The 23,087-nt window shown below is 51.6% G+C and carries 23 protein-coding genes and 1 pseudogene; 10 read left to right on the top strand and 14 right to left on the bottom strand.

Annotation, left to right across the window (positions count from 1 at the left end; translation table 11 throughout):
• Window positions 1–2: 2 nt before the first annotated feature.
• Complete coding sequence (locus IPJ88_13865; GenBank protein ID QQR89282.1) at window positions 3–521, bottom strand: hypothetical protein; 519 nt, start codon at window positions 519–521, stop codon at window positions 3–5.
• 107 nt (window positions 522–628) lie between these two features.
• On the opposite strand from IPJ88_13865, the gene IPJ88_13860 reads away from it, so the two are divergent.
• A complete protein-coding gene (locus tag IPJ88_13860; protein ID QQR89281.1) occupies window positions 629–2,104 on the top strand; it encodes a TolC family protein in 1,476 nt (491 codons plus the stop codon).
• Between the two features lie 241 nt (window positions 2,105–2,345).
• Here the strand turns inward: IPJ88_13860 and IPJ88_13855 are convergent, their stop codons facing one another.
• Entirely contained in the window at window positions 2,346–3,377 is a 1,032-nt protein-coding gene (locus tag IPJ88_13855; protein ID QQR89280.1) for a glycosyltransferase, read from the bottom strand.
• Window positions 3,378–3,994: 617 nt separating this feature from the next.
• On the opposite strand from IPJ88_13855, the gene IPJ88_13850 reads away from it, so the two are divergent.
• A complete protein-coding gene (locus IPJ88_13850) occupies window positions 3,995–4,561 on the top strand; it encodes a methylated-DNA--[protein]-cysteine S-methyltransferase (GenBank protein QQR89279.1) in 567 nt (188 codons plus the stop codon).
• Here the strand turns inward: IPJ88_13850 and IPJ88_13845 are convergent.
• From IPJ88_13845 to IPJ88_13830, 4 genes and pseudogenes are all read right to left on the bottom strand, one after another.
• A pseudogene (locus IPJ88_13845) lies at window positions 4,550–7,330 on the bottom strand (valine--tRNA ligase). The gene IPJ88_13850 and the pseudogene IPJ88_13845 sit on opposite strands and share 12 nt — an antisense overlap.
• A 120-nt stretch (window positions 7,331–7,450) precedes the next feature.
• Entirely contained in the window at window positions 7,451–8,320 is an 870-nt protein-coding gene (locus tag IPJ88_13840) for a response regulator (GenBank protein QQR89278.1), read from the bottom strand.
• A gap of 130 nt (window positions 8,321–8,450) precedes the next feature.
• Entirely contained in the window at window positions 8,451–9,323 is an 873-nt protein-coding gene (locus tag IPJ88_13835) for a DUF1015 domain-containing protein (GenBank protein QQR89277.1), read from the bottom strand.
• Window positions 9,324–9,405: 82 nt separating this feature from the next.
• Window positions 9,406–9,747 (bottom strand): DUF1015 family protein, encoded by a 342-nt coding sequence (locus IPJ88_13830; protein ID QQR89276.1) that lies wholly within the window; start codon window positions 9,745–9,747, stop codon window positions 9,406–9,408.
• Window positions 9,748–9,846: 99 nt separating this feature from the next.
• On the opposite strand from IPJ88_13830, the gene trmB reads away from it, so the two are divergent.
• On the top strand, window positions 9,847–10,521 hold the full coding sequence (trmB, locus tag IPJ88_13825; GenBank protein ID QQR89275.1) for a tRNA (guanosine(46)-N7)-methyltransferase TrmB: 675 nt from the start codon (window positions 9,847–9,849) through the stop codon (window positions 10,519–10,521).
• Window positions 10,522–10,570: 49 nt separating this feature from the next.
• Here trmB and IPJ88_13820 read toward each other — a convergent pair whose 3' ends face one another.
• The gene (locus IPJ88_13820) at window positions 10,571–11,596 is read right to left on the bottom strand and encodes a polysaccharide deacetylase family protein (GenBank protein ID QQR89274.1); all 1,026 of its coding nucleotides are present in this window, start codon (window positions 11,594–11,596) and stop codon (window positions 10,571–10,573) included.
• 116 nt (window positions 11,597–11,712) lie between these two features.
• On the opposite strand from IPJ88_13820, the gene IPJ88_13815 reads away from it, so the two are divergent.
• The 6 genes from IPJ88_13815 to IPJ88_13790 all read left to right on the top strand — a co-directional run bounded on the left by IPJ88_13815 (window position 11,713) and on the right by IPJ88_13790 (window position 15,575).
• Window positions 11,713–12,378 (top strand): ATP-binding cassette domain-containing protein, encoded by a 666-nt coding sequence (locus IPJ88_13815; GenBank protein ID QQR89273.1) that lies wholly within the window; start codon window positions 11,713–11,715, stop codon window positions 12,376–12,378.
• 57 nt (window positions 12,379–12,435) lie between these two features.
• Complete coding sequence (locus IPJ88_13810) at window positions 12,436–12,711, top strand: hypothetical protein (protein QQR89272.1); 276 nt, start codon at window positions 12,436–12,438, stop codon at window positions 12,709–12,711.
• A complete protein-coding gene (locus IPJ88_13805; GenBank protein ID QQR89271.1) occupies window positions 12,708–13,457 on the top strand; it encodes an ABC transporter permease subunit in 750 nt (249 codons plus the stop codon). The genes IPJ88_13810 and IPJ88_13805 overlap by 4 nt, the downstream gene beginning before the upstream one ends.
• The gene (locus tag IPJ88_13800) at window positions 13,454–13,684 is read left to right on the top strand and encodes a hypothetical protein (GenBank protein ID QQR89270.1); all 231 of its coding nucleotides are present in this window, start codon (window positions 13,454–13,456) and stop codon (window positions 13,682–13,684) included. The genes IPJ88_13805 and IPJ88_13800 overlap by 4 nt, the downstream gene beginning before the upstream one ends.
• Before the next feature lie 416 nt (window positions 13,685–14,100).
• On the top strand, window positions 14,101–15,024 hold the full coding sequence (locus IPJ88_13795) for a Gldg family protein (GenBank protein QQR89269.1): 924 nt from the start codon (window positions 14,101–14,103) through the stop codon (window positions 15,022–15,024).
• Window positions 15,021–15,575: a DUF4340 domain-containing protein gene (locus IPJ88_13790; protein ID QQR89268.1), complete on the top strand. Its 555-nt coding sequence runs from the start codon at window positions 15,021–15,023 to the stop codon at window positions 15,573–15,575. Before IPJ88_13795 ends, IPJ88_13790 begins: the two co-directional genes overlap by 4 nt.
• Before the next feature lie 48 nt (window positions 15,576–15,623).
• Here the strand turns inward: IPJ88_13790 and IPJ88_13785 are convergent, their stop codons facing one another.
• From IPJ88_13785 to IPJ88_13755, 7 genes are all read right to left on the bottom strand, one after another.
• On the bottom strand, window positions 15,624–15,887 hold the full coding sequence (locus IPJ88_13785) for a hypothetical protein (protein ID QQR89267.1): 264 nt from the start codon (window positions 15,885–15,887) through the stop codon (window positions 15,624–15,626).
• Between the two features lie 772 nt (window positions 15,888–16,659).
• Window positions 16,660–17,247: a hypothetical protein gene (locus IPJ88_13780; protein ID QQR89266.1), complete on the bottom strand. Its 588-nt coding sequence runs from the start codon at window positions 17,245–17,247 to the stop codon at window positions 16,660–16,662.
• 71 nt (window positions 17,248–17,318) lie between these two features.
• Window positions 17,319–17,954: a HEAT repeat domain-containing protein gene (locus tag IPJ88_13775; protein QQR89265.1), complete on the bottom strand. Its 636-nt coding sequence runs from the start codon at window positions 17,952–17,954 to the stop codon at window positions 17,319–17,321.
• Window positions 17,955–18,059: 105 nt separating this feature from the next.
• Entirely contained in the window at window positions 18,060–19,544 is a 1,485-nt protein-coding gene (locus IPJ88_13770) for a HEAT repeat domain-containing protein (protein QQR89264.1), read from the bottom strand.
• Between the two features lie 44 nt (window positions 19,545–19,588).
• Entirely contained in the window at window positions 19,589–20,188 is a 600-nt protein-coding gene (locus IPJ88_13765) for an ABC transporter ATP-binding protein (GenBank protein ID QQR89263.1), read from the bottom strand.
• Window positions 20,167–20,574, bottom strand: a complete 408-nt coding sequence (locus tag IPJ88_13760; GenBank protein ID QQR89262.1) for an ABC transporter ATP-binding protein — start codon at window positions 20,572–20,574, stop codon at window positions 20,167–20,169. Before IPJ88_13760 ends, IPJ88_13765 begins: the two co-directional genes overlap by 22 nt.
• Window positions 20,575–20,638: 64 nt before the next feature.
• Window positions 20,639–21,316 (bottom strand): hypothetical protein, encoded by a 678-nt coding sequence (locus IPJ88_13755; protein QQR89261.1) that lies wholly within the window; start codon window positions 21,314–21,316, stop codon window positions 20,639–20,641.
• A gap of 425 nt (window positions 21,317–21,741) precedes the next feature.
• Between IPJ88_13755 and IPJ88_13750 the strand changes: the two genes are divergently transcribed.
• Window positions 21,742–23,079, top strand: coding sequence for a sigma-70 family RNA polymerase sigma factor (locus IPJ88_13750; GenBank protein ID QQR89260.1), 1,338 nt, complete (start codon window positions 21,742–21,744; stop codon window positions 23,077–23,079).
• Window positions 23,080–23,087 lie beyond the last annotated feature (8 nt).

The following is a 23,087-nucleotide window of genomic DNA, read 5'->3' as shown; positions in this document are numbered from 1 at the left end:
ACTCACGATTCGTAGCGTATGTCGTATTCGTAAAGATCCGGTGCGCGCTTTTTCAGCTTCCCGTGCAAGGAAAGCAGCTTCCCTTCAAAAGCTTCGATAAAGCCATAAATGAAGCCTTCAATGAGCTCCGGCACGTGAGAGCCGCCCACTTCAATGATCGCATGCCCTGGTTCGAAGAAAACCGTCTTCATGTCATCCGATTCATCGACATCTTTCGAATTGGCCCGGAATACTGCGGAGGCGTCGCTAAAGACCTTGTCGATGCTATCAAAGCCCTGGGAAACAAAAAGATCCCGGGAATGGGTTACAAGTTGTGTCCCGATTTGAACGATTGAACGACTCGGCATGCGCGCAGCAATGGTGCGAGACATTGTGACGTAGATATCCCAGTCGTACCACGCTTCTGGATCGATTGATTCAGCAAGGGTCTGGTATTCGCCCAATTCTAGAGCTTGGGTGGGAAGGTGACGAATCACTGAGCGCAAATGAGCGCCTAGGACGTAACCTTTTTTAGAGGACATAGTCTTTTCTATACTTTTTCGCCGCGTGCACAAAGCTAAATTATCATGGTTCCCATTCCCGCGCCAAGCCGCTATACATCGCCTCAATGATGCCGGTATCCAAGAATGTGAAAATTGTTACTTTTACGGTGTTTTTTTGCTTCATTGCGACTGCTCTCGGTTATGGGGAGTCCAATCGATTGACCAAGAAGGACCCATTCGACTTGCTTAAAACGGTGCGAGGAAGCGGCAAGGAGCTCACGGTCACGGAGGCCCAGAAAATGGCCTTGGCCTGGTCTCCCGACATCGAGAAGTCCCGAGCTGCTATCGTTCTAGTTGAGGCTGCTGCCTCGCAGTCGCTTGTTGCGGCTATGCCAAGGCTTGAGTTTAGCGGTCGTTACACCCGACTTAGCGCGGTTAAGAACGGGAGCTTTTACAACGATGATCCGCAAGTATTTACTCAAGCTCGCGCTCTGGCTGCTCAAGTCACCGATCCTGCTGCACGCACTTTGTGGCAAAACAGCATTGATTCACAAGAAGCTACAGCAAACTTTTCATTCCCTATATTCTTCGATCAATATGCATTGCGTGCCACGGTTAAATTTCCGGTAAGTGAGATTTTGCTCTCAGCGCTGCCTGCGTACAGAGCTTCCATTTCGGCCGAAGAAGCTGAGCAACACCGTCTGAAATCTCAAAGTGCCCAAATCGCACTAAATGTGGCGGAAAGTTATTTTAACTTTGCTCGCGCTAGAGGGGCGCATGCTGTGGCCATGCGAGCCCGCAAATCAGCGGAGGATCGCCGCAACCAAATTGAAGCCTTCGTCAATGGCGGACGCATGGCCAAATTGGACCTGAAGCGAGCACAGGCACAGCTGGCAAGGGCCCAGCTTGCTGAAACCCGCGCCCGGGCCTCTGAAGTGCTGGGAGCTGAAGGCCTGTGCATACTGCTACACTATCAACCCTGCTCTCAGATCATGATAGCGGAACGCTTTGAAGCAAATCCCAGTCCCTTGGAGGGCGACAAAGAGAAGTTTCTTAAACTCGCATATCACAATCGCCCTGAGATTAAAGCGATCAAGGCGACAATCAAAACACAAAAACACATCGTTTCGGCACAGCGAGGCCTTCAGTACCCGAAACTCGATCTCTCTGCCAATATGGATTACGCCAATCCAAACACGCGTATTTTTCCCCAGCAACAAAAGTTTAGAGCGACTTGGGACGTAAACGCGGTGCTGAGCTGGTCTCCCAATGACACGTTTTCCGCCTCGGCCACCACTTCGCAGGCGGAGGCAGATCTCATGAGAGCCGGTGGCGCTTTTAGAGCAGTGAACGACGCGGTGAGTCTTGAAATAACCCAAGCTGTGACAGCTCATGAAACGGCGCGCACCTCCTTAGCCGTTGCTCAAGAGGGTTTGGAGGCCGCAAAAGAAAGCTATCGTGCGCGCGTGCTCCAGTTCGAAGTTGGGGTGGCCGTCTTATCGGACGTTTTGGATGCGGACACTGAACTTAGCCAGGCCTATTTGGATTTGTTGAATGCCCATATCGACCTACGTATTGCATGGTTCCGATTGCAATATGCCACTGGGACAATGAAGTTATAGATCCTCATCGGAGCGCATCTACCCTAAATGTTAGCAAAACCCCGCGTCGCATTTCCGATTAGAGCTCTTGCCTACAAGAACACACTCGAAGAGTGAAAAATCCGGCGGAGCCATCGCGATAGGGTTCCGCGCGGGTTAGCGTCAATCTCACTGTTGCGCCCCATGCGCAGTTCCACTCCTCGCCATTTTACTTTGCGCGAGACGGCTGCATAAGGCCACATCATAGCGAAAAACAGATCGGTCATGGGTAAGACCCAAAGATAAGCCAAGCGAGGCGGTTTGTGGCGAGCAATGAAAACAGAAGGATGTCTCCGGCAGCTTTTGCTGCGATGACGCCTAAAAGCAGCACTGTCATCGAGACGCTTGCGCAGGACAGGATCCATGCCGCGAAAGCCAGTGCTCCTGGATTGCCCCACAGGAGAGCAAGAACAAAGCTAGGTGGATGAATAACGGCTTGCATCTTTAGCCAACGTGAATGGCGTGAAAAAAAATGCTTCAAAGGCAGTTGAATGTTGATGTTTGTGATGGGTTGGCGCGACAGTTCAACGACTCGGCCGTTTTTTCGGTAACAGTCGCCAAGCAAATAGTCTTCACAAAGCTTGTCCTTAAACATTGCAAGACCACCTAACTCTTCCAGTTCACTTCGCCGCAACAGCATGGCCTTGCCGATGACGCAGGTGATTCCCGTCATGAGCTTGGTAAAACAAACACTGGGGGTGATAAATGTACAAAGATGCGTGTTTTCAACGGCAGCTCCCCATGCTTGCTCTTCTGCACCCACCACGGGACAACTAAGTAAGGATATTCCTTGGGATTCGAATTCGCTGACGACTTTGGATAAGAAGGTCTTGGGGACACGTACGTTTGCGTCGGTCTGCAAGACGAGATCATGGTGGGCAGCAAAATATGCGCCAGCTAAGTCACATACTTTAGGGTTGCGTCCAAAACTGGTATCGGATTGAATAAACCTGCATGGTATTTCGGGATAGTCCCGGGCGACTTGTTTCGCTACGATGATTCCAGGGTCATCGGGATCATTCGAGGAAAAAACGATCTCCCAGGGACCAGGGTAAACTTGATCGAAGAAGCTCTGAAGGTTTTCCTTAAGTTCCTCTTCAAGCCCTTTGATTGGCTTTAGGACGGAGACCGCCGGAGCGATTTCAAGTGGCGGTGGAGGCGGATGTTTGAAAAACCGCCAAGTTGTAAAGACCCCGAAGCCGTAAACTGCGAGTGCACACAGACTGAGGGCGCCCAAAATTTGGTAAAGCACCATGCTCAGTGTTTATGGCATCGATCCCCCCCCCTCAGCAAAGGACAAAGGTGTAAAGTTTTGTAAAAAATGACTTTATACTGATTCCTGTATTTCGTTCTCAATGGCCAGGATAAAGCGGGTGCGCCTTTCCTCCTGCGCGGTATCTCGAAATAGTGAATAGAAAAGTGCTCTAATGACAGCCTATTTGACAGACACGAAACTCATTTTGGCAAGCGTTTTGACAGGCTTTGGTCATCTCGGAGCAGCGCGCCCTGCAGGTGTCGCGCTTTTTGCTGCAGCGCATTGCACAATAAGTGACTGGCAAGGTTCGTGAATTGCGGCGAAGCTTGCTTTCTTCAACCGTTAGCTGAGGGCTGTTGTATAAACTGTGTGCTCTGCAGCTAGGGCCATCTTGAAGACAGTCTTCCGCATAAGCGATTTTGTTTGAGTTCTGGCCCAGGGTGTGGCGCCGAAGCCAGTGTTTCCAGCAGTGTTCTTTTTTGCTTTTTTGATACGCTAGGCTGTTTTCTCGAGAATAACAACGTTCAAAAGCCAGATCGTTTTGGTGAACGAGTCGTGGACTTGGGCCGCAGCTTGCAATCAGCAGTAGAAACACGCAAACTCTCATCGAGGGAATCATGTTGACGCAGGCTAACACTATTGTGGAGCATAGCCCAAACACAGAAGTATCGTCTGGCTTGTTGAATGTGCCAAACTTTGGAACTTTATTTCTTCGTTGGTCCAAAAAGGGTCTGCGTGAAATGCGTTTCAATAATAGCGAAAACGAAAGTTCAGCCTCAACGATAGTCACGGTACCTGACTACTATGCCAGGCCGTTGACTGACTATTTTAACGGAGAGCCGATTGACCCGGCACTCTTGGCAGTCGATTTAGAAGGGACCCCTTTTCAAGTTAGAGTATGGCAGGCCCTTGGTGCAATTCGCCGCGGTGGCGTGCGTTCTTATGCGGGCATTGCACGGGATCTGGGCAGTCCTCGCGCTATGCGGGCGGTTGGTCGGGCCGTTGGCGCCAATCCCATTCTTGTTGCGGTGCCTTGCCACCGTGTGGTGAGAGAAGACTTGGGGCTAGGTGGCTTTTCTGCCGGTCTAGAGTTGAAGCGAAAGCTACTGAGCCTCGAAGGCATTGCTGTGCAGGATGAGCATGTTTTTCCGGGACAACTCAGCCTTCAAGAATCATACAACTAATTTTTTCAGAGTTGCATCAAGCTTTTGCTCGACCTGTTTGAGTTCAGCAAAACGTTGTTGTTCCCGTTCAACAAGGTCAGTTGGCGCACGTTGCAAGAAATTCGCGTTAGCTAGTTTCTTTTCCAATTGGTCGATGTCTTTTCGGGTCTTTTTGATTTCGCGTTCTAAACGGTCTTTTTCTTTTTGAGGATCGACCAGCCCTTCAAGTGGTACGAGCACGGTGACTCTTTCAACAATAGAGACGGCTGCGTTGTCTGTGGCATTGGGAGCACTTGCGTTCTTGATGGTGAGCTCTGCATTGCAAAGCGTCGCGATGGCGTTTTGCTCGGCCTTGAGCAGCGTAACGATGTCTTTGTCGTCGCTAAGCAAAGTAAGTGGGAGCTTTTTTGACCATGGCAGTTCATGCTCAGCTCGAATGGTGCGTGCGGCGGAGATGACAGGCTGCAAAATAGCCATCTTCTCTTCGGCGTCTTTGTCCTCTCGTTCACAGTGTCTTGCTTTAGGATAGGGTGCGACCATAATGCTTAGGGTCGCCGAGTCTTTTTTAGGGATACGCTGCCAGATGTCCTCCGTGATAAAAGGCATCATGGGGTGTAAAAGTCGAAGTAGTACTTCTAAGACGTAGAGCAAGGTAGTTTCGGTTTCCAATTTGACTGCAGCTTCGCCTTGACTAAGCAACGGTTTGGACAGCTCGAGGTACCAATCGCAAAACTCGTCCCAAGCGAAATGATACAAGCTGCTGCTTGCTTCATCGAGCCGGTAGCTGTCGAGTCCGTTCCCAGCCTGCTCGATGGTTCGATGCAAACGAGATAGGATCCAGCGGTTCGCTAAGGTGGTTGGCTGGGGGGCCGAATCTGGGCAGAGTGTCTCGGATTCGGACAGACTCATCAAGGTGTAGCGGGCGGCATTCCAAAGCTTGTTGCAGAAGTTTCGGTAACCCTCAATGCGTTTGAGCGAAAGGGGGATTTTGCGCGTTTGCGGCGAGTAACTAAGCAGGGTGTAGCGAAGCGCATCGGTGCCGCAGGGCTTGAAGCCATCCGGATAGTGTTTTTGTAGATAGCGGATGCCTTGTTCGGTTGAACCGAGCTCTTTGGCCTGCGCGGCGAGATCCTCAAAACTGATACCATGAATGACATGCAAAGGATCGATGACATTACCTTTGACTTTCGACATCTTGTTGCCTTGCTCGTCGGTAACCATGCCTGCCAGCAAGATGCGTCGGAAAGGAACTTCACCCATGAAATGAATGCCCATCATCATCATGCGTGCGACCCAAAAGAAAGAATATCGTAGCCGGTTTCTAAATCGTCGGTTGGATAGATTTTGCAAGGTCAGCGCTCTGTTCGGGCCACCCCAATGTTGAAAAAGGCCAGAGCGCGGAACTGAACCAGGTGTCCAGCACGTCGGGATCCTGACGAAGGGAAGGGTGCGAACAAGCATTGCACTTTTCGGGTGCAGTGCGGCTTACCTGAAGTTGCTCGCATGCTTCGCAGTAGTAAGCGGGAATCTGATGGCCCCACCACAGTTGCCGCGAAATGCACCAGTCTTGAATGTTATCAAGCCAATGAAAATAGGTTTTTGTCCAATCTTCCGGGATGATTTGGGTGCGACCTTCTTTGACAGCGGCGATAGCGGGTTTTGCTAAGCCATCCATTTTAACAAACCATTGGGTGGAAACCATCGGCTCAACCACGGTGCCTGAGCGTTGTGAACGCGGCAATGTCATGATGTGTTTTTTGCTGCCGCGCTCTAGGCCTTTGTCTTTGAGCGCTTGCTTAACAGCTTTTCGCGCCGCAAAGCGCTCAAGACCTTTAAACGTACCGCCGTTTTCATTGATGGTGCCGTTCTTTTCAAGAATATTGATCGCTTCAAGGCCATGTCGCTTGCCCGTGGCAAAATCGTTTGGATCGTGTGCCGGGGTGACCTTTACGACACCACTACCAAACTCTGGATCGACAAGTTCGGCATCGGCGATGATGGGGATTTTCCGATCCACAAAAGGATGAAGTGCAAACTTCCCATGCAGATGCTTGTAGCGTTCATCGTCAGGGTGTACGGCAAGAGCTGTGTCTCCGAGCATCGTCTCGGGTCGGGTGGTTGAGACGATAACTTCGCCGCCGCCATCCTCTTTTGCGACAGGGTAAGCAAAATCATAAAGTTCGCCTTCGACGTTTTCTTGGGTGTCGACTTCCAAGTCAGATAAAACGGTTTGCGTTTCAACATCCCAGTTCACCAAACGCGTGCCGCGATAAATGAGTCCTTCTTCAAAGAGCCTGACAAAGGCTTCGGTGACTGCGCGGGACAACGCCGGATCCATAGTGAAACGAGCTCGTGACCAATCGCAGGAAGCGCCAAGCACGCGCTGTTGCTCGAAAATCCGGTCTCCGGATTGCGAGCGCCACTGCCAAACGCGCTCAATAAATTTATCTCGCCCAAGATCATGGCGCGATATGCCTTCGTTTTTAACTGGCGCTCTACGACGACTTGCGTTGCGATGCCTGCGTGGTCCGTTCCTGGAATCCAAAGGGTGTTAAAGCCCCGCATGCGATGGTAGCGAATCAACACGTCTTCAAAGGTCGCGCGGCAAGCATGCCCCATATGCAGGTAGCCTGTGACATTCGGGGGCGGAATGGCGATGGTATAGGTTGGGCGGGTGTCGCAGGGATCGTTTGTTGCCGAAAACAGCTTGCTGTCTTCCCAAAAACGGTACCAACGGGTTTCAGTTTGTTCAGGGTCGTAAGTTTTTGGAAAAACTTCGTCCTTTAGCATGTCTGTCACTCTACTCGCCCTCTCGTCTAAAGCGTTTTGGCTACGGCTCTGCTCGGAGGAGATATCTGGCCGATATTCCTCGTAGCGTCAACAAGACTCAAGCAAGCCGCCTTTGCGGAGTTAGTCCTCGGTAAGGCGCCGGATCTCTTCTCGAATAAGTGTTTCAGCAAGATCGGGCACGACTTCCCAAACCACTTGCTCAATAACTTCCCGAGACAGGGTCAAAACAGCCTCCATTTGAGTCTTGTCGAGACCAAGACCCGATAGCTTTTGCTCTAAGCTAATCGAAGCAGCACTTAGAGGAGCAGCTGCTACGACCGGTGGGGCTGCGACTGGACTTGGGGTGGCCGCACGAGCTGGCGGCGTCGATGCTGGGCGCTCCTGCGTCGCTGCGGTTCCAATGCTCATGCGATTGGGTGAAGGGGCCTGCGGAGCCGATCCCGCGAGCGGCGCACCCATGCCAGGAAGCGGTGGCAGCGCTGCTCCGGTGCCCATCACGGTCTTTTGTCTAAACCGTGGTGCTCCGGGCTGCCCGCCAGCACTTATCGGTGGCGCCATGGGGACAGTTCCTTGCGGAATATTTTGTGCGGGCGAAATCCCTCCCTGTGGAGCGGAGGGCCGATTGCTTGCTCTGCCCAGCATGTTTTGAACTTTTTCGATGAGAACTTGGGTCTCAAAAGGCTTTGTAGCATGCCCATCGACGCCTGCGCTACGGCCTTTACCCTCATCGTAGGGATGCTGCTCGCTTGCCAGGACCAACACCCTGAGGCTGGGTTGAGACTGCTTTAGCGTGCGGCAAAGGTCATAGCTGCTTGTCGAAGGTAGAGAGTTATCAACAATGGCAACATCAGGTTGCAGCGAGTCGACTTGCCCTCGTGCAGCATCTGCGCTTTGCACCGACACCACATTTGCATCCTCTCCTGCAAAGGTCATTTCCAAAATACTGCGCATCGTTGCACTGTCATCGACAGCGAGGATGGTAAGGGTCATCGTTTTGGCTCCACCACGCGATAATTTATATCATCTGTACGCTACCGTAGACCAATTGGTCAAGAAATACTGGTAGTTTATCCCATAAGTTCGAAAAGTTTCGCGCCAGATACCGAGAGTGCCCTGGCAGCTATTTCAGAGCATTGATAACCAGGCCGGTAGCGAGCTTGGGAAAAAAGAATGTGCTTTTGGGAGGCATGACGTCGCCAGCGCGAGCGACATCGCAGACTTGCTGCAGGGAAGTTGCCTGTAAAATCACCCCAATACGGTCATTTTCTCCTTCGCACTGCTCTTTAAGCGTCTGCAAGTCGTGCGGGTAATTGTATTGAACATTTTGCCCACCAAAATGACAGCGCACGACACGGTCCACGAAGAGCTCGTGCAACACTGCGACGTCGAGAGTCCGCCACACCTTGGGACGATCGGGACAAAATCGAAGGAGCGGGTCCTCCGTGTTTGCGCGAAGGATATAACTTTGCCTTGAACGCCCATCATAAAGGGCCATGGCATGCGCTCCATGCGTTGGTAGGCTGAGGGCTATTTCTTCGAGTGAAGCCGCTGACCCGGTTTCGGACAGATCGAGCTCAGGCACATCTTTTAGCGCCGCGCGTAGTGCATCGAGACTAAAACCAGACAAATTCTTCAAAACGCGATGGGTTGGCAGCACCAGCAGACCCTGATCCTGCATCGGCACAAGCACAAACATGCAGCGTTGGGCTAGCGCGTTATCGGTGTGTTCTTTGGAGTAGTTTAGCGCTGTTGTATAACGATGATGCCCATCGGCGATGAAAACTTCTTTGTTTTGTAGTGCGTGCTCTACCGTTTCAAAAACACACTGGTCCTGCACGCGCCAGCAGCGATGCAGCACATCGTCATTTGCCGTGCTTCCTACAAAATCAGGTTCTTGTCCCTCGCACTGTGTCTTTAGCAACGTTGAGATACGTTGCTCGGCATCATCAACTTCTGCAAAGACGGGAGAGAGTTGGGCATGGGTAGCTTGCATAAGTTTCAGTCGGTCGTCGGTGCCGCCCTGAATGGTTTTTCATGGCGGAAAATGCCGTGAGGCTTATTGAACTCTTCAGTCTTTAATGCGCAGATAAGTCCGCGGCGCTCATAACTTCGGCCTGCGACCGTAAATCGTTGTTCATAGATAAAAAGAGCGGTGTCGTTATCGTGGACAAGGACTTTTCCTCAATCCATTGACGGTAAAGTTGCGCTGCGTTGTCATAGGCGGAGTCTGGCCCTAAGGTCTTAGGTGGCGTGACTGGTAAGTCGACGGCGACAATGTTGTGCGGATCGGCGGCAAGCAGTTTAGCTTTAGGCCCTTCGTCGAGTACATCGTAAGGAGGGCAGATTTGGCCGCTAATTTCGGTTCCGTTTTGCGCATTTGCAAAAACAACAGCATTCAATGCTTCAAGTTTTGCCATGCCCGTATCGTTAGCATACTGGGAGGCGCACCAACAGGCCCTTCTTTTGCTAGCGGCAGCTTGACTGTCCTTCAAAGAGCACCTACTAGCCCGGACATTATGTCCATCCAGTTGCCTGCTGTTAAAAACGCTAAACCGAGCCCGTGCGGCCCGGCTGAGCAGCTCGATCCGAGGCGCTATCAAAAGCTTGCCCCTCGATTCAGTGAAAAAGCATTTGATCTGCGCGAATTAGTCCCCGATTGCAACGAGTTTGAACTGGAAATCGGCTTTGGCCGCGGCGCGTCCTTGCTTGAGCGTGCGCGAAACAATCGATCAATTGCCTTGTTTGGAGTCGAAGTCAAAAGCAAGTGGGTATACAAAGTTCACGAGCGAGCTTGCAGCGAAAAGTTGCACAATATCAGTGTATTTTGTGGCGATGCTCGAAAGTTTCTCAAGCTCGCAGGCCCGGATGCATGCCTGAGCAGGGTCTTTGTTCATTTTCCTGATCCTTGGTGGAAAAAACGTCACTCAAAGCGTCGTGTTATCGATGCAGAGCTATTGAACGATGCGCACCGTGTTCTGAAAAAGGGCGGTGATTTTTTTGTTCAGACCGATGTCCAAGAACGCGCAGAGCTTTATGCGGCAACCTTCCGGGCTCATCCAAACTATGCGCTGCTAGAAGTCGACGGCAGTGAGTGGTTGACTAGCAATCCTTTTGCGGCGCCATCGAACCGAGAGCGGCGCGCGGAGCTAGACGGTCTGCCGGTGTATCGCTTTATTGCGAAAGCGCTTTAGAGCATTTTCCAAACATCGATCAATTGTCTGGGAAAGCGTCCTAGCGGGCCTATTCGCAGCGCTTTTCCGTCAGTTTGCGAAGGCGCTCCTGCCTTGCTTCAAGGAGAGCGAGCTCAGGCATAGCTGGTGCTGCTTTGCTCGTAGGCGCAGCCTTGCCGAGAGGGCTGAAAAAGAAACGGGGATCATCAACGATGTCGTAGAGTTCTTCACCCCGCTTGAGGATTTTGCAGTTACGACGCATTAGCTCATCGTGGATCATTTCAAAACCGATCACGCTCCAGGTGTGGGTGTCATGCAAAAGAATAATCCCGCCGTTTTGGTTTCCCTCTCGTTCGCGGCGGTCGAGTACGCGTTGCCAAGTTTGCAATACATTTTCAGGGGTATCCACTTGCACGTCACCGGTGCCAAGATTCCACATCACCGTGGTGTAGCCATGATCCGCAAGAAGGGCAGTCGTACGGTCGGAATAAGCGCCACCGGGTGGTCTAAACAGCCAGGGGCGTTGTCCGAACACTTTTTCAAAAATCGCCTGTGCGCCTACGATTTGCTCAAGAGCTTCTTCATTGTTTAGAAGTGGAAGCTGTAAATGATCAAGACCATGGCTGGCTACCATATGTCCTCGGCGTACGGTCTCAATTGCAATTTCAGCTTGCGCACGTTGCGCCTCGCTCTGTCCGCGAATCCGCCATGCAGACAGAAAGAACACTGCTTTGATTCCTCGGGCATCGAGCGCATCAAGTAGTGCGGGCGTATGCCGTAAATCCGGGCCATCATCAAAGGTAAAGAGAATCAGCCGATGCGGTGTTGCACCTGTCATGATTTTTCCCCTGGCAAAAGGCTTTCCAAGGGCAATCGATAGATCGATGGGATTGAGGCTGACTGCTTTTGTTTTTGAAACGGAGCGCTGTGTGTCATTGAGCTCTGGGCGCTGTTCGATTCGCGATGCCGCACGCGCTGAGGACAGTGAGGCGAAGCTGTGGGTGCCCACCCAAGGCAAATCTTGGCTCAGATGAGCGAGAAGTGCGCCTAAACTCACCGCTAAGAGCGTACTTGCTGCCCGTTTTATAAATTGCATAGAGCTAAGACTACACTGAACGAAAGTGTAGGTCTAAAAAGCTCAATTTATTAAGCGTTTATATAATCGCAGGATTCGCTTGCCTTCTAGCTACGGTCGCTTTTATACCCCCGGCTGTGTTAAGGGTCGATAAACTCAGCAAGCGTTTCAAGAAGCGCCGCGCTGTCGATGGTTTAAGCTTCGAGGTGGCTACGGGCGAAGTTGTTGGTTTTCTCGGGCCCAACGGCGCAGGTAAAACCACAACCTTGCGCATGCTGACAGGGTTTGTGGCGCCGGATGAGGGCAGCATCGAGATTGATGGCATTGATGTGTTGCGCGATTCGGTTCAAGCTCGCAAACGCATTGGTTACATGCCCGAGGGCGTTCCTTTGTACAAGGACATGCGGGTTGGCGAGTACCTATGGTTTCGCGCTGCTCTAAAAGGCGTTAGGCGTCTCGAACGAAAAGAGCATGTGCTCGAAGCCATGCGCCTTGCGGATATTGAGGAAGTCTCACGGCAAATCATTGGACAACTCTCGCGTGGCTATAAGCAACGCGTAGGCTTGGCCGATGCGCTTGTGGCCGATCCTCCGCTGCTCATTTTGGACGAGCCCACCGCAGGGCTTGATCCCAATCAAATTCGCCATGTTCGAGCGCTAATTCGCCGGCTCGGAGGGAAAAAGACCATTTTACTTTCGACCCATATTTTGCCCGAGGTCGAAGCCATTTGCGAGCGTGTGTTTATTTTGCGTCGGGGGCAACTGGTTGCTGAAGGTCGCCCTGATGTGTTGCGTAAAAAGTGAAACGACGCAAAGAGCCTTGTCATTGAAGCGCGTGCTAAGCGAGCGCAGATTGAGCCGATGCTTTGGTCGGTACAAGGCGTGCAGCGTGTATCTGAAATCGTCGACCTAAGTTACAACAACTTGGTTCGTGCGCGCGTTGAGGTAGATTCTGATCCGCAAGTTGCCGAACGTATTTTTGAAGCAGCCTCTGAAGCTGGCGTCGTGTTACGTGAGCTGCGTGCCGAGTCGGCAAGCTTAGAAGACGTTTTTGCGGAGTTGACCACTACCGAAGTCATGAGTGAAGCCGAGGCTCAGGCACTCAAGACTGTGCGCGAGCAAAAGGAGAAATCATGAGTAGTGCTGTCGTCATTGCGTGGCGAGAGCTGCGAGCTTTCTTCGTATCGCCCATGGCTTATGTGGTGTTCACGGTGTGGCTGCTCTGGTGCGGCATTCATTTTTATGTGCTTTCCGTGCATTTTTCGCAGTTTGCTTTTGAGACTCCCAGCGCCAATCCACTAACCACCTTTTTTGGTGGAACCACGTTGTTTTTTATGCCGCTTTTAGTGTTTGTTCCGGTGCTTACCATGCGGCTGGTGGCTGAAGAGCGTCAGACCGGTACGCTTGAGACGGTGCTCACCGCACCCGTGACGGAGTGGGCGCTGATCTTAGGTAAATACTTTGCCGTGATGACTGTTTGGATAGTGCTGTGGCTGCCGACCTTTGTGTATGTCGTGCTCGCCACAGGCTTTGGTCATGTCGATGTGGGAGAAATCGCAGCAAGTTATCTGGGAATCCTAGGTATCGGCATGTACTACATGGCCATTGGTTTGATGATGAGTGCTGGTGCGCGTCATCAAATTGCTGCAGCGCTCCTGACCTTCATGGTGCTTGGGCTACTGTTCGTGCTTGGTCTTGGTGAGTTTCTCTTTGATGATGAACTGCACCGTGAGCTTTGCGCTTATGTAAGCGCTTGGGGCCATATGGAAACATTTTCCAAGGGCATTGTGGACAGTCGCTATCTTGTTTTTGATCTATCCGCAGCCGTGTTGGCCTTGTTCTTAGCGGTAAGACGACTTGAGCTGAGGAAGTACATCTCATGAGTGTTTCTGATTCGCAACAGTCGCAAACGCATAGCGCCGTGAGCCAAGCTCGAAAAGTGCGCATCACCCAGGAACTCAGTTTTGCGTTAAGCAGTCTGCTTGTTCTCGCTATCGTAGTAGCGCTGAACTATCTGTCCTTTAGGCACTACACACGTTGGGATTGGACAAAAGAGCAACTCTACAGCTTGTCTTCACGAAGCGAAAAAAAGTGCTTAAGGGCTGAATAGCCCAATAAATATCTATGTTTTTCTTTCCGAGAGGCGAGCCCTAGTTTTCCCGGAAATCAAAACATTGCTTGGAAAACCCAGTATACTGAGGTTTCTGATGAGGTCGCCGTGCATCTGGTCGACCCGGACCAAACGCCCCGCTGAGTTTGAACTACTTGCCAGCGCTTTGGCGTGATGGCGGGCCAGTTGATGGGTAGTGATGAACTTAGGGCGGATACGGCAGCAATGATGTATCGAACGCTACGAACAAGTGGGCCATTGCAGAGAGACCTCATTGGTTTGGTGATATCGAAAGTGATGACGAAGCTGAAAGTGATGTGATTGAAGTTCGCGCCGAACGTGCTCTTACCAGCGCCATCGTGCCAAGTTAGCAATGGTCAGGCCACCGAAGTATGCCTTAGCAGTGGTCACGGCGAGTGGGATTTGGATCGCGACAGAGCCGCTCCTTGCTAGCCTTACGCGATGATCTCGAACGGGACAACGTACACATGGAAAGCGTTCCCTTTGGGCTGAGCCAAAACCTCCTTGAGCAATGCGATGCGGTATTTGTCATTGGACCCACCCGTGCTTTTTCCAAAAGCGAAGCCGAGGCTTTTGCAGAGTATCTGCGCGACGGCGGAAATCTCCTTTTCGCCCTCGATCCTGTTATCTTAAGGCAACGTGTGATGCCAACCGGGCTTGAAGAAATGCTCAAAGGCTTTGGTATTGATGTCGCGGACAATATCGTCGTTGAGCATGATGAAAGTCTATTGCCTCAAAAGAGTCCTTTGGAGCGCTTCTTTGTCACACACTACGGAACGCATCCCGCGACTCAGGAACTCATTGGATCGAATGCGCCGCTTGTCATGCATCAAGCACGCGAAATCAACGCTGAAGAGGGCAGTGGTGCGATATCTATCCTCCAGACGAGCACTAAAGCTTCAACACTATCTGACCTTCAGGCGCTCAACACGCTTCTCGAGGGGAAAGCGACCACAAAAGCAGCACGAAGCGTTTCCTTGGCTGCAGCTACTACCGTTTACGTTAATGCTGCCCATGGTGAGAATAATGGGACCAAGGGCGTGGCTAAGGGCCGAGTGGCAGTTGTGGGCGACAGCGATTTCCTTTCCTCAAGCTATCTTGATGCGCCAGAGCTAACGAACTTCTATATTGCAAGTGCACTTACCGGATGGTTGTCGCAACGCGAGAGTTTGATTTCGATTCCGCCGAAAAAAATAAACCGTGCACAGCTTGATTTGAGTGTGGCGGATTTGGACGTGCTTTGGTGGCGTGTAGTCGTGCTATTGCCTTCGTTTTCCTTGCTGCTTGGCCTTTTGGTGTGGTGGAGACGCAGGGCATGAATTGGCGGCTAAACTTGCCACTGTTGGCATTTTTTGCCGCAATTATTGCCTACATTGTCATGTTCGAACGTCATACGCTTAGCGACAGTGAGCTCGAGGGTCGAGAAACAACTCTGCTTCCTGACTTTGTTCTCAAGCACGTGAGCGAGATTGATCTCACGTACGATGGCGAGCGACTTTTGTTCGAGCAGCATCAAAGCAATACAGCGCAACCTACTTGGTCACTAAAGCGGCCGAAGATAAAAAAACCAAATCGCGATGCGATAGATTCGCTGTTGGCGACATTGGAGTGGACGGAAGCTCTTCGGCGATTAGAAGATGTCGATGCCGCCGATCGCCATGCGTTGGGTTTTGATGCCCCAAGACTCACCGTGCGCTACCGCGTTGGTAAAAGCTGGCGAACGGTACGCATCGGTAACGACGATGTGCGTGCTCAGGGTGTTTATGTTAACGTCGACGATAGCGAGACTGTTTTTGTTGCGCCTAGCGATTTCCTCTCAACGCTGAAAAAGCCAGGCAGCGCATATTTTGAAGACCAAGCCATCCCGTGATCACTTTACCCGTGGGTTTGCATTCTGTTCTCAACGTCCAGCAGTTCTCTATGGTTTGTCACTGTTTGGATTATCGATGAAAAATGAATCATCGACGGTCACACTAAGGCGGTAAGGGGTGCTTGTATCGATGCCTTCGGGTTTGGGAGCCGTGATGAAAAAACTTCCGTTATCAAAAGCGCGCCATGCGCAATCAAGCATGGCATAGACCTTTGCATCACCCACCAGATCACATTGTTCTTGGCGCAAAGGCGTGTACAGCTTACCTGTCGTAGAGCAGCGAAGTGTTTTGTTGCATCGCTGTCTTCGCAAGCGGCGGTGACGGTTGTGTTGGCAACGGTTGTTGTGAAATCTTCGCCCCAAACGGCTCGAGCGAAAAGGGTTGGATTGCCTGTCGAGTTGATGCTGTCTGCGTAGTCGGAAACATCAATGCGATAGACGTCGGTCTCGTCGGTGTCAGAAAAATAGCCGTAGATTTCAAAATATTTGTTTGTGTCATCGTAAAGAGCATCGGGGCTCAGTACGATAGCGTGATCGATGGCGTCGTTTGGTTCACGTTCACTTTCAAGGCTTGAAAGGTCACAGCTGTAGTACGGTCCGCTTTGTCCCGCGATGTATGCATAGTTCAGCCAAAGTTGTGTTTCGCTACTGTCAGCATTCGTGCTTAGTTGGTAGCTGCAGTACAGCTCTTAGTTCGTTCGTAAGGGGAAGGAACAAAACGTGAGCACCGATGTGTTCAGCGTCTTCTTCCCGCAGTGTTGGCGAAGCCTCTATGTTCTCTGGGGCGAACTTGCCATGTTCGGCATAAATCGTAGCGTAGAGGGTCTCCTTGTTGTGTTCGTTCTCTGAAAGGGAAAACCACTCGATTGCGACGTATCGAGTTCGTTATCGCTTTGAAGAGCGCAGCTTGTACTGAGAAAAAGCAAAGTCCGACAAAGGAATGTTTTCGTTGCATCCTCGATGTATATGCAAAACGCATTCAAAAAACATAACAATACTGCAGATTATATCGCAATGCGCCAAGTAGGCTTCAACGTTGTGTGCTTAGGGGGTCCAAAAAGCAACGTGTTGCGCTGCGTACCTTTCAGCCCGTACGGCCTCCCGATAAGGTTTCATGGCCGCGGTAGTCGAGCAATCCTGCAGCATCATTGAAACCCGTTCCTGAAACGTGCGTGAAGTTAGCTTTGACTTTGATTTTAGCCCCGACCGCAAAATCGGTGGGGATGGGAATCATACCGGATTCAGGATCGATTTTTTGCTTCGGCCCACGAATCGCTTTTTCTATCTCCTCGTGGTTTTCAGCGTAACCGCCAACACGGATCCATTGTTCTTTGTCCTGCTCATCAGCTTTGTCTGCTAGCCAAATGTGAGGTGCACGTGGTGGAGGGCAGGTCTCTCCTTTGGGACAGGGGTCTGGCTCATAAATATTAACAATGTAGCCAGTGACTTCGACGTCGGTATCAATGACGTTGCGAAGCTTTTTACGTAAGCCGTAAACGCTGTAGCTTTGATCCGAATACTGAACTGGGAAAGGCGGGGGCGGGAGCGTGGGTACTTGAGGCAGGTTAGGTTGGATGTCTGCCAGTTTTTCAACTTCAGCGCCGCTGCCCTTATCGCAAGCAGCGAGCAAGGTTAATAGAAGACCGACAAGTCCGATAGAAAGTGTTTTCATAGGGCAATTCTCATACCCCTGCTGCGGCTTAAAAGTTTGCAGGTAAAGACTTTGCTTTCTCTAAAAAATAGCTAATTTTCGCCTTTGGCTTGCGAGCAGCCAGTGGGGGTGCTGGCGCGTAGCAACTGCAGGGCATGCTTTGTGAGATCCAGCTTCGCGGCGGTTTCGGGGCTGATGCTTCCCAGATGCCAGGCAGCTTGAAGCGCAGCCCATGACAGTGTTTTGGCGTGTTCGCTCGCCGATGGGCGCATGCCTTGCTTCGTTAAGTCAATGAGCAGATCGGATGCTTGCGTGATGCAAAGGCCGAAAACAAAATCCACGCAGGCCAAACGTACCGAGAGATCTTCATCGTCCGATAGTAAGCGTTCGCGTATCTTGGGCCATGCAACCATCGCTTTGCTTTTGCGTAATGCGTGGACTGCTTCGAGGCGGACTTCTGTATAGGGATCGCTAAGCCCTTTTTGCAGCAATGGTAAAGCAGCCTTGTGTTCAGCAAGGGCGTTCATCGCCGAGGCACGGACCATGGGCCATGGATCGTGACGCGCAAGCTTTGCAATGGGAAGCACAGCGTCTTTTTCATTTCGCAGCAACTGAATCGCAAGCACGCGCGTGCGTGGATAGGAATCGTTTAGCGCATGAAGCGCTTCGTGTTTCAAGCGCTGGAAGTTGAGCTGGGCGAGGCTTTGCAGCGCTTCGTTACGCAGCATCCGTGTTTATCGGAACTTGCTGTTTGGCCAGCCAGTTTTCAGTGCCGGACTGCCTTTAAAATGCAGCCTTAATTCTGTAGTAATAGCTTGCGAAATCAGCCGAGCTTAGCTCGAGGCCAAACAACGGCAGGGAGTGTATCGTGCATCGTGACCAAAGGCGCGAGTGCCAAGGTTAGAAACTGCCCTTGCAGGAGGGCTTGCTTTGTCTCGGGCCACGGACTCTTCAATGCTTTGGGCGCAAAAACTTATGTCTTGTGCACAGCTTGATCGGATGGCCTTACGCACCGTTGGTTTCGCATAGTTGTCAGCAGAAAATAAATACTTCACTAAGAAAGGCAAAGCCTTTTTTGAAGGATGCCTCGCGATGCTGCGGAGGGCTTGCTCTTGGGTTGGTGCATCGTGTTTGATCAGCAACAGTAGAGCTTCGAGCGTGTTTTCGGGTGGAAGAGCTTCAATGGCTGCAAAGGCGCGATGCGCAAGCGATAAGTCCGATGCTTCGGCAAGTTCAGCCAACAGATCCAATGCTTCAGCTTGCTGTGTTGCGCGACGCGCAAGCACCGGAATAAGGCGTCGTCGTGCTCTCGTTGAGAGTTGTGGCCAGTGTTTCTTGAGACTCGGTATCAATGCGTCATCCCAGCTGTCTAAGATACGAGCGGCTTCACTTCCTCGGCTACCGGGTGCATCAAGCGCCTCGATAAGCAGCTGCAGTCCACCGCTTGCATGAAGCTGTGACAGGGCGCGAAGGGAATAAGGAAAGCTGCCTGCGCCTTGCCAAAACAAAGCGATGCATCGGGTTGATAGGGCCGTCTGCGCTTCTAGCCAAAGCGGAAAGGGGCTCGAAGTATCCATGTCATATTGGTAGCCCCGGCCACTTTGGTCTACGAACAACAGGTGTCCTGCGGGATGCTGGACCTTGGCTTCCAGTAAAAAGGCCGGTATAGGCCAATGCTCGGACCGCCAATCGAAAATCAACAGATTTGAATCGCTGTGCTCATCCGATGCCATTGACCATAGCGCTGGTCCTTCGGCGACCTTTGCAAAGCCTGGATTCGGTATGCTTCTCAGAGTTTGAACTTCGTCCAGCAAAGGTAGACCTTGCGCGGATGGCTTGGCTTTTTCCAGTGTGTGGCTGTTTTTGCTTAGCAAACGCGCTTCGCTGAGCGCGGCAATAGCGCCGCAGGATGCAGCGTTGCTGTACTGTTTTGCGACGCGAAGTGTCGGGAAAGGCTTGGTGTCGAGCCAGTCCATCCGCCATCGCCACCTCGCGTGTTCCGGCCCAGTATAATCCAGCGAACCGGACCACAACCACTTCGATGTGTTGTTTATTAGTAAAAGGATTACACCATAGGAGGATGCGGTTGAGTGAAAATCGAGCGTGATGGCAAAGGAGCGAGCATCAACAGGCCTGCTTTGGAGGGTGACAGGCGTTTCGATTGGAACCGGTACGTCGCGCGATACAGAACCCGACACGATTTGAATACCACTTTTTGTTTCAACGAAGCGAAGGCTGTGTGTTATGTCGCGGGCAAGCGAGACCCGTTTTTCAAAGCTCGCTTGTGCAAACACCGGTGTGGCGATCACAGCTGACATGGCAACGATGATAGGGAATAAAATTCGACTAAAATATGGGTTGTTCACGATGTAAAGCCTTTAGGGATTTGTTCAGCAAAGAGATCATAAAACGCAGCGCCTTTTGCCCAAAGCTCCTTTGGGCTGCCTTGCTCGGCCAACTGGCCTTGTTCTAGAACGAGCACCCAGTCGGCAAGGAGAACAGTGCTAAGACGGTGTGAAGCGAGTAGCGCGATGGCCTGAGGGCGTTCTTGTTTGAGCTCGCTCAGCGCTATGGCGAATTCGTGTTCCGTCGGTCCATCGAGAGGAGCTGTAGGCTCATCAAAGAGGTAAATGCAAGCTTCGCGAAACAGCGTGCGGGCGATACAGATGCGCTGGCTTTCCCCGTAGGAAAGCACATGCCCTTCTTCGCCAATACGGGTATCAAGGCCCGCTCCAAGACTGCCCATAAGACTCCTGCCCCCACAACGCATAAGAATCTCTTGGGCGCGCTTTTCGCTTTGTTCAACGGCTCCCATGGTGATATTTTCATGGACCGTGCCACTAATGACTTGCGGGTTTGAGGAAGCCGGAAAAGTAACCACGCCATTGTTGATCTTGTTCCGCGTCGAGTTCATGGTTTGCGTAGCCAATGGTTCCATGGTCAGCGTGAGATGGCCAAGCAACGCTGCAAATAGTGAACTTTCCCTGCGCCACTGCTGCCGACTATAGCAAGAGTCTGTCCTTGCTCGACCTTGAAGCTTATGTTTTTTAAGACAGCTTTGTCGTGATATCCGGCATTGAGATTCTCAACACGGAGGGCGGCCTTTTCAGAAAGTTCTCGAGCTTCTTTCGCTTCGTGTCCTTCTGCGTGGCTTGGCTTAGACAGCAACTCTTGAATGCGATCCAGGGCAGCAAAGCCAGCGGCACTCGCTTGGACCATAAGGCTGAAACGCGTCAGTGGGCGATAGAGAAAAAAGGCTGCAGCGAAAAAAGAGATGAAATCGGATTCGGCAATGGCCAAGCTTTGAAGGCCACTGCTCGAAAGCAGCAAAGCGGTTGCAACGCACATGGCGCTAAGGGTTTCGATTAGCGGCCCCGTAAGGGAGCCGAGTCGAGCGATTTTCAGTTCATCTTCAGGAGTCGATACGCACGTTTAGAGAAACGTTCCTTGAAAAAGTCTCCGACTGAAAGCTACGAAGCAATAAGACGTTCCGAGCTAACTCGCTGCTCAGCGCGAGGAAGTCAGAACGGCTTTGCCCCGCTTTGACATGGCGTTTTCGCAAACTAAGGGCGATGCGCGCCACCAGAGCTGCAACTGCCGGAACGACAATAAGGAGGGCCAGTGCCAAAAAAGGCTGCAGATAAAAAAGCAAGCCAGAAAGACTAAGCGCGGTGATAAAATCGCGCAGCAGATTGACCAGGCTCACGCCAATGAGGCTTTGTGTTTGTACAACGTCGATCCCGAGCCGGCTTGCTAAACTTCCTGCACGCTCGCTTCGCAGGGCGGCGGGATGAAGACGAAGCAAGTGATCAAAGAGACGATGTCGCAGGTCACAGGTGGCGCGTTCCGCGAGTTGTGCTGTGCTGATCTGTTGGCAGTATTGCGCAAAAGAGCGCAAAAGGGCGAGCAAAGTGAGCAATAGCGCAAGCGCCACCACCGGCTCGATCCAGTTGTTAAGGAGGGAGAAAATATCGGGCAAAGCTGTTAGGCCTTGTTTCCCTGCGAACCACGCCAGTGCAGGTCCAGCAAGCCAGGCATAAGCGGTTGTGCACCCCGCAGCAACCAACATAGCAGCAGTACTGTAGAGCATCAGCCGGAGGTGGGGTCTCAGCAGGCTTGCGATAAGTCGCCATGAATTCAAGGGCTGAGTAGAGCTATGCCTAGGGTAAACTTGCATTGTAGCGCAACAATGAGCGTGATGGGTTGATGGTTAGGTACCAGAGTCCCCTACATCTACTGCAATTGGGGCTAGTTGTCCCCAGGTGTGGGGACAAAGTGTATCACTGCGCGGGGATCCTGTCTTGGATGCAGGTCCCGGTATGAAGTGTAAGGTGTTGAACTTACACGCTTTACGCAGGAGAAGGTTTTGTCAATGCATGTACGGTATGGAAATTGCACATGGTTTTGAAGTTCGCAACGTTCCAGAAAAAAGTTTCCATCGAGGGGAATAAATAGAGCGAGCTGGATCGTTGTACCAATAACGCGAACTGTATCGCAGAACTATCCGAGGTCAAAATGCCCCGACGTGCCCAAGCTGCTAGACAAAGAAAGGAAAGTGATCTTCCTAAAAATAAGAAGACGCTCAGTTATTCCCCTGATGGTCCCAGTGAAGCCGAGCTCAATGACGCTGGAGCAGAAGCGCGCACTGCCATGCGCGACATGGAGCGCTACGGCGGTCGCAGCACGATGCTCTCGCGCTATTTTCGAGACATGTCCCTGCACCGGGTGCTTACGCCAGAGGAAGAGGTCACAGCCGCAAAAGAAGTCGAGCGTCTCGAGATTGAATATTGGCAAGCACTGCTCGCTTATCCAGCCGCTTATGAAACGGTTGCGCTTGTGCTTGAAAAAGCGCTTGCCGAATGCGAGGCGTTTCCAAGTGAAATTGAGGGCCTTCGCAAAATCCTAAAGTCTAGCAAAACTGGTAGGGTCGCTACCAAATCTCAAAAGCGTTGGAATACCTTAGTCTTGGAGCTTGCGCGCAAATTACGTATCCTTGATTCCGATCGTAATGTTATCGTCGAAGCTGATTTTGCAGTGCATCGCTTGGCTGGATACAACGCAATGGAGCTTGATTTGGTGGGCGATGAGGTTCGCATTACCCAAGCCTTCCGTCACTACCTTGCAGGTGTGGCCACAGCGCGCCGGGCGCAAAAAGTCTCCAAAAACAACTTTGTGGCAGCGAATCTGCGCTTAGTGGTTTCGATTGCACGACGCTACAACAAGGGGCGTCTTCCGCTTATCGACTTGATCCAAGAAGGTAATATTGGTTTGATGAAGGCCGTCGAGCGCTTCGACCATACACGGGGCTATCGTTTCAGTACCTATGCTTCTTGGTGGATTCGGCATGCTATTAGCCGGGCCCTTGCTGACAAAGGCCGTGCTGTGCGCATTCCTGTTCACATGCTCGATACCTACAATCGCGTTGCTCGAGCGAAGCAGCAGATTTCCTCGCGCACCGGTCGTGAACCATCCAGAATAGAACTGGCAGAGGAAACAGGTCTTACCACGGACAAGCTTGATAAGATCAAAAGCTATTGGAGTGAAGCTCCTTATTCCCTTGACCGCTCCGTCAACGATGAAGATGGCCGAAAGTTTATCGATTTTCTTGAAGATGAAGATGCTGTATCTCCCTACGATAGTGTGGTGAACCAGAGTTGGAGCGAAGAAGTGCGTCGTTTGCTCGAAACACTCACTCCAATGGAAGCACGCATTTTACGATGGCGCTTTGGTTTGGATGAAGGCGAAGAGCTTACCCTAAAAGAAATCGGCGATAAATATAATTTGTCTCGGGAACGCATCAGGCAGCTCCAAGAGCAAGCGCTTGGCAAAATACGAAAACAGATTCGAGACTAGAAACTAGC

This window comes from Myxococcales bacterium (assembly GCA_016699535.1).
In the GTDB taxonomy this organism is placed as follows: domain Bacteria; phylum Myxococcota_A; class Polyangia; order Polyangiales.
The sequence above is the reverse complement of the archived record's forward strand: the minus strand, read 5'-3'. Positions and strand labels throughout refer to the sequence as shown.

What these genes read in the sequence shown, in the direction of transcription:
- IPJ88_13790 (QQR89268.1), top strand. Translation starts at nt 15,021, where the DNA reads ATGAATTGGCGGCTAAACTTGCCACTGTTGGCATTTTTTGCCGCAATT.
- IPJ88_13780 (QQR89266.1), bottom strand. Translation starts at nt 17,247, where the DNA reads ATGAAAACACTTTCTATCGGACTTGTCGGTCTTCTATTAACCTTGCTC.
- IPJ88_13850 (QQR89279.1), top strand. Translation starts at nt 3,995, where the DNA reads ATGTTGACGCAGGCTAACACTATTGTGGAGCATAGCCCAAACACAGAA.
- IPJ88_13800 (QQR89270.1), top strand. Translation starts at nt 13,454, where the DNA reads ATGAGTGTTTCTGATTCGCAACAGTCGCAAACGCATAGCGCCGTGAGC.
- IPJ88_13865 (QQR89282.1), bottom strand. Translation starts at nt 521, where the DNA reads ATGTCCTCTAAAAAAGGTTACGTCCTAGGCGCTCATTTGCGCTCAGTG.
- IPJ88_13855 (QQR89280.1), bottom strand. Translation starts at nt 3,377, where the DNA reads ATGGTGCTTTACCAAATTTTGGGCGCCCTCAGTCTGTGTGCACTCGCA.
- IPJ88_13755 (QQR89261.1), bottom strand. Translation starts at nt 21,316, where the DNA reads ATGCTCTACAGTACTGCTGCTATGTTGGTTGCTGCGGGGTGCACAACC.
- IPJ88_13770 (QQR89264.1), bottom strand. Translation starts at nt 19,544, where the DNA reads ATGTCAGCTGTGATCGCCACACCGGTGTTTGCACAAGCGAGCTTTGAA.
- IPJ88_13775 (QQR89265.1), bottom strand. Translation starts at nt 17,954, where the DNA reads ATGCTGCGTAACGAAGCGCTGCAAAGCCTCGCCCAGCTCAACTTCCAG.
- IPJ88_13840 (QQR89278.1), bottom strand. Translation starts at nt 8,320, where the DNA reads ATGACCCTTACCATCCTCGCTGTCGATGACAGTGCAACGATGCGCAGT.
- IPJ88_13805 (QQR89271.1), top strand. Translation starts at nt 12,708, where the DNA reads ATGAGTAGTGCTGTCGTCATTGCGTGGCGAGAGCTGCGAGCTTTCTTC.
- trmB (QQR89275.1), top strand. Translation starts at nt 9,847, where the DNA reads ATGTCCATCCAGTTGCCTGCTGTTAAAAACGCTAAACCGAGCCCGTGC.
- IPJ88_13760 (QQR89262.1), bottom strand. Translation starts at nt 20,574, where the DNA reads ATGTGCGTTGCAACCGCTTTGCTGCTTTCGAGCAGTGGCCTTCAAAGC.
- IPJ88_13810 (QQR89272.1), top strand. Translation starts at nt 12,436, where the DNA reads ATGCTTTGGTCGGTACAAGGCGTGCAGCGTGTATCTGAAATCGTCGAC.
- IPJ88_13750 (QQR89260.1), top strand. Translation starts at nt 21,742, where the DNA reads ATGCCCCGACGTGCCCAAGCTGCTAGACAAAGAAAGGAAAGTGATCTT.
- IPJ88_13835 (QQR89277.1), bottom strand. Translation starts at nt 9,323, where the DNA reads ATGCAAGCTACCCATGCCCAACTCTCTCCCGTCTTTGCAGAAGTTGAT.
- IPJ88_13820 (QQR89274.1), bottom strand. Translation starts at nt 11,596, where the DNA reads ATGCAATTTATAAAACGGGCAGCAAGTACGCTCTTAGCGGTGAGTTTA.
- IPJ88_13830 (QQR89276.1), bottom strand. Translation starts at nt 9,747, where the DNA reads ATGGCAAAACTTGAAGCATTGAATGCTGTTGTTTTTGCAAATGCGCAA.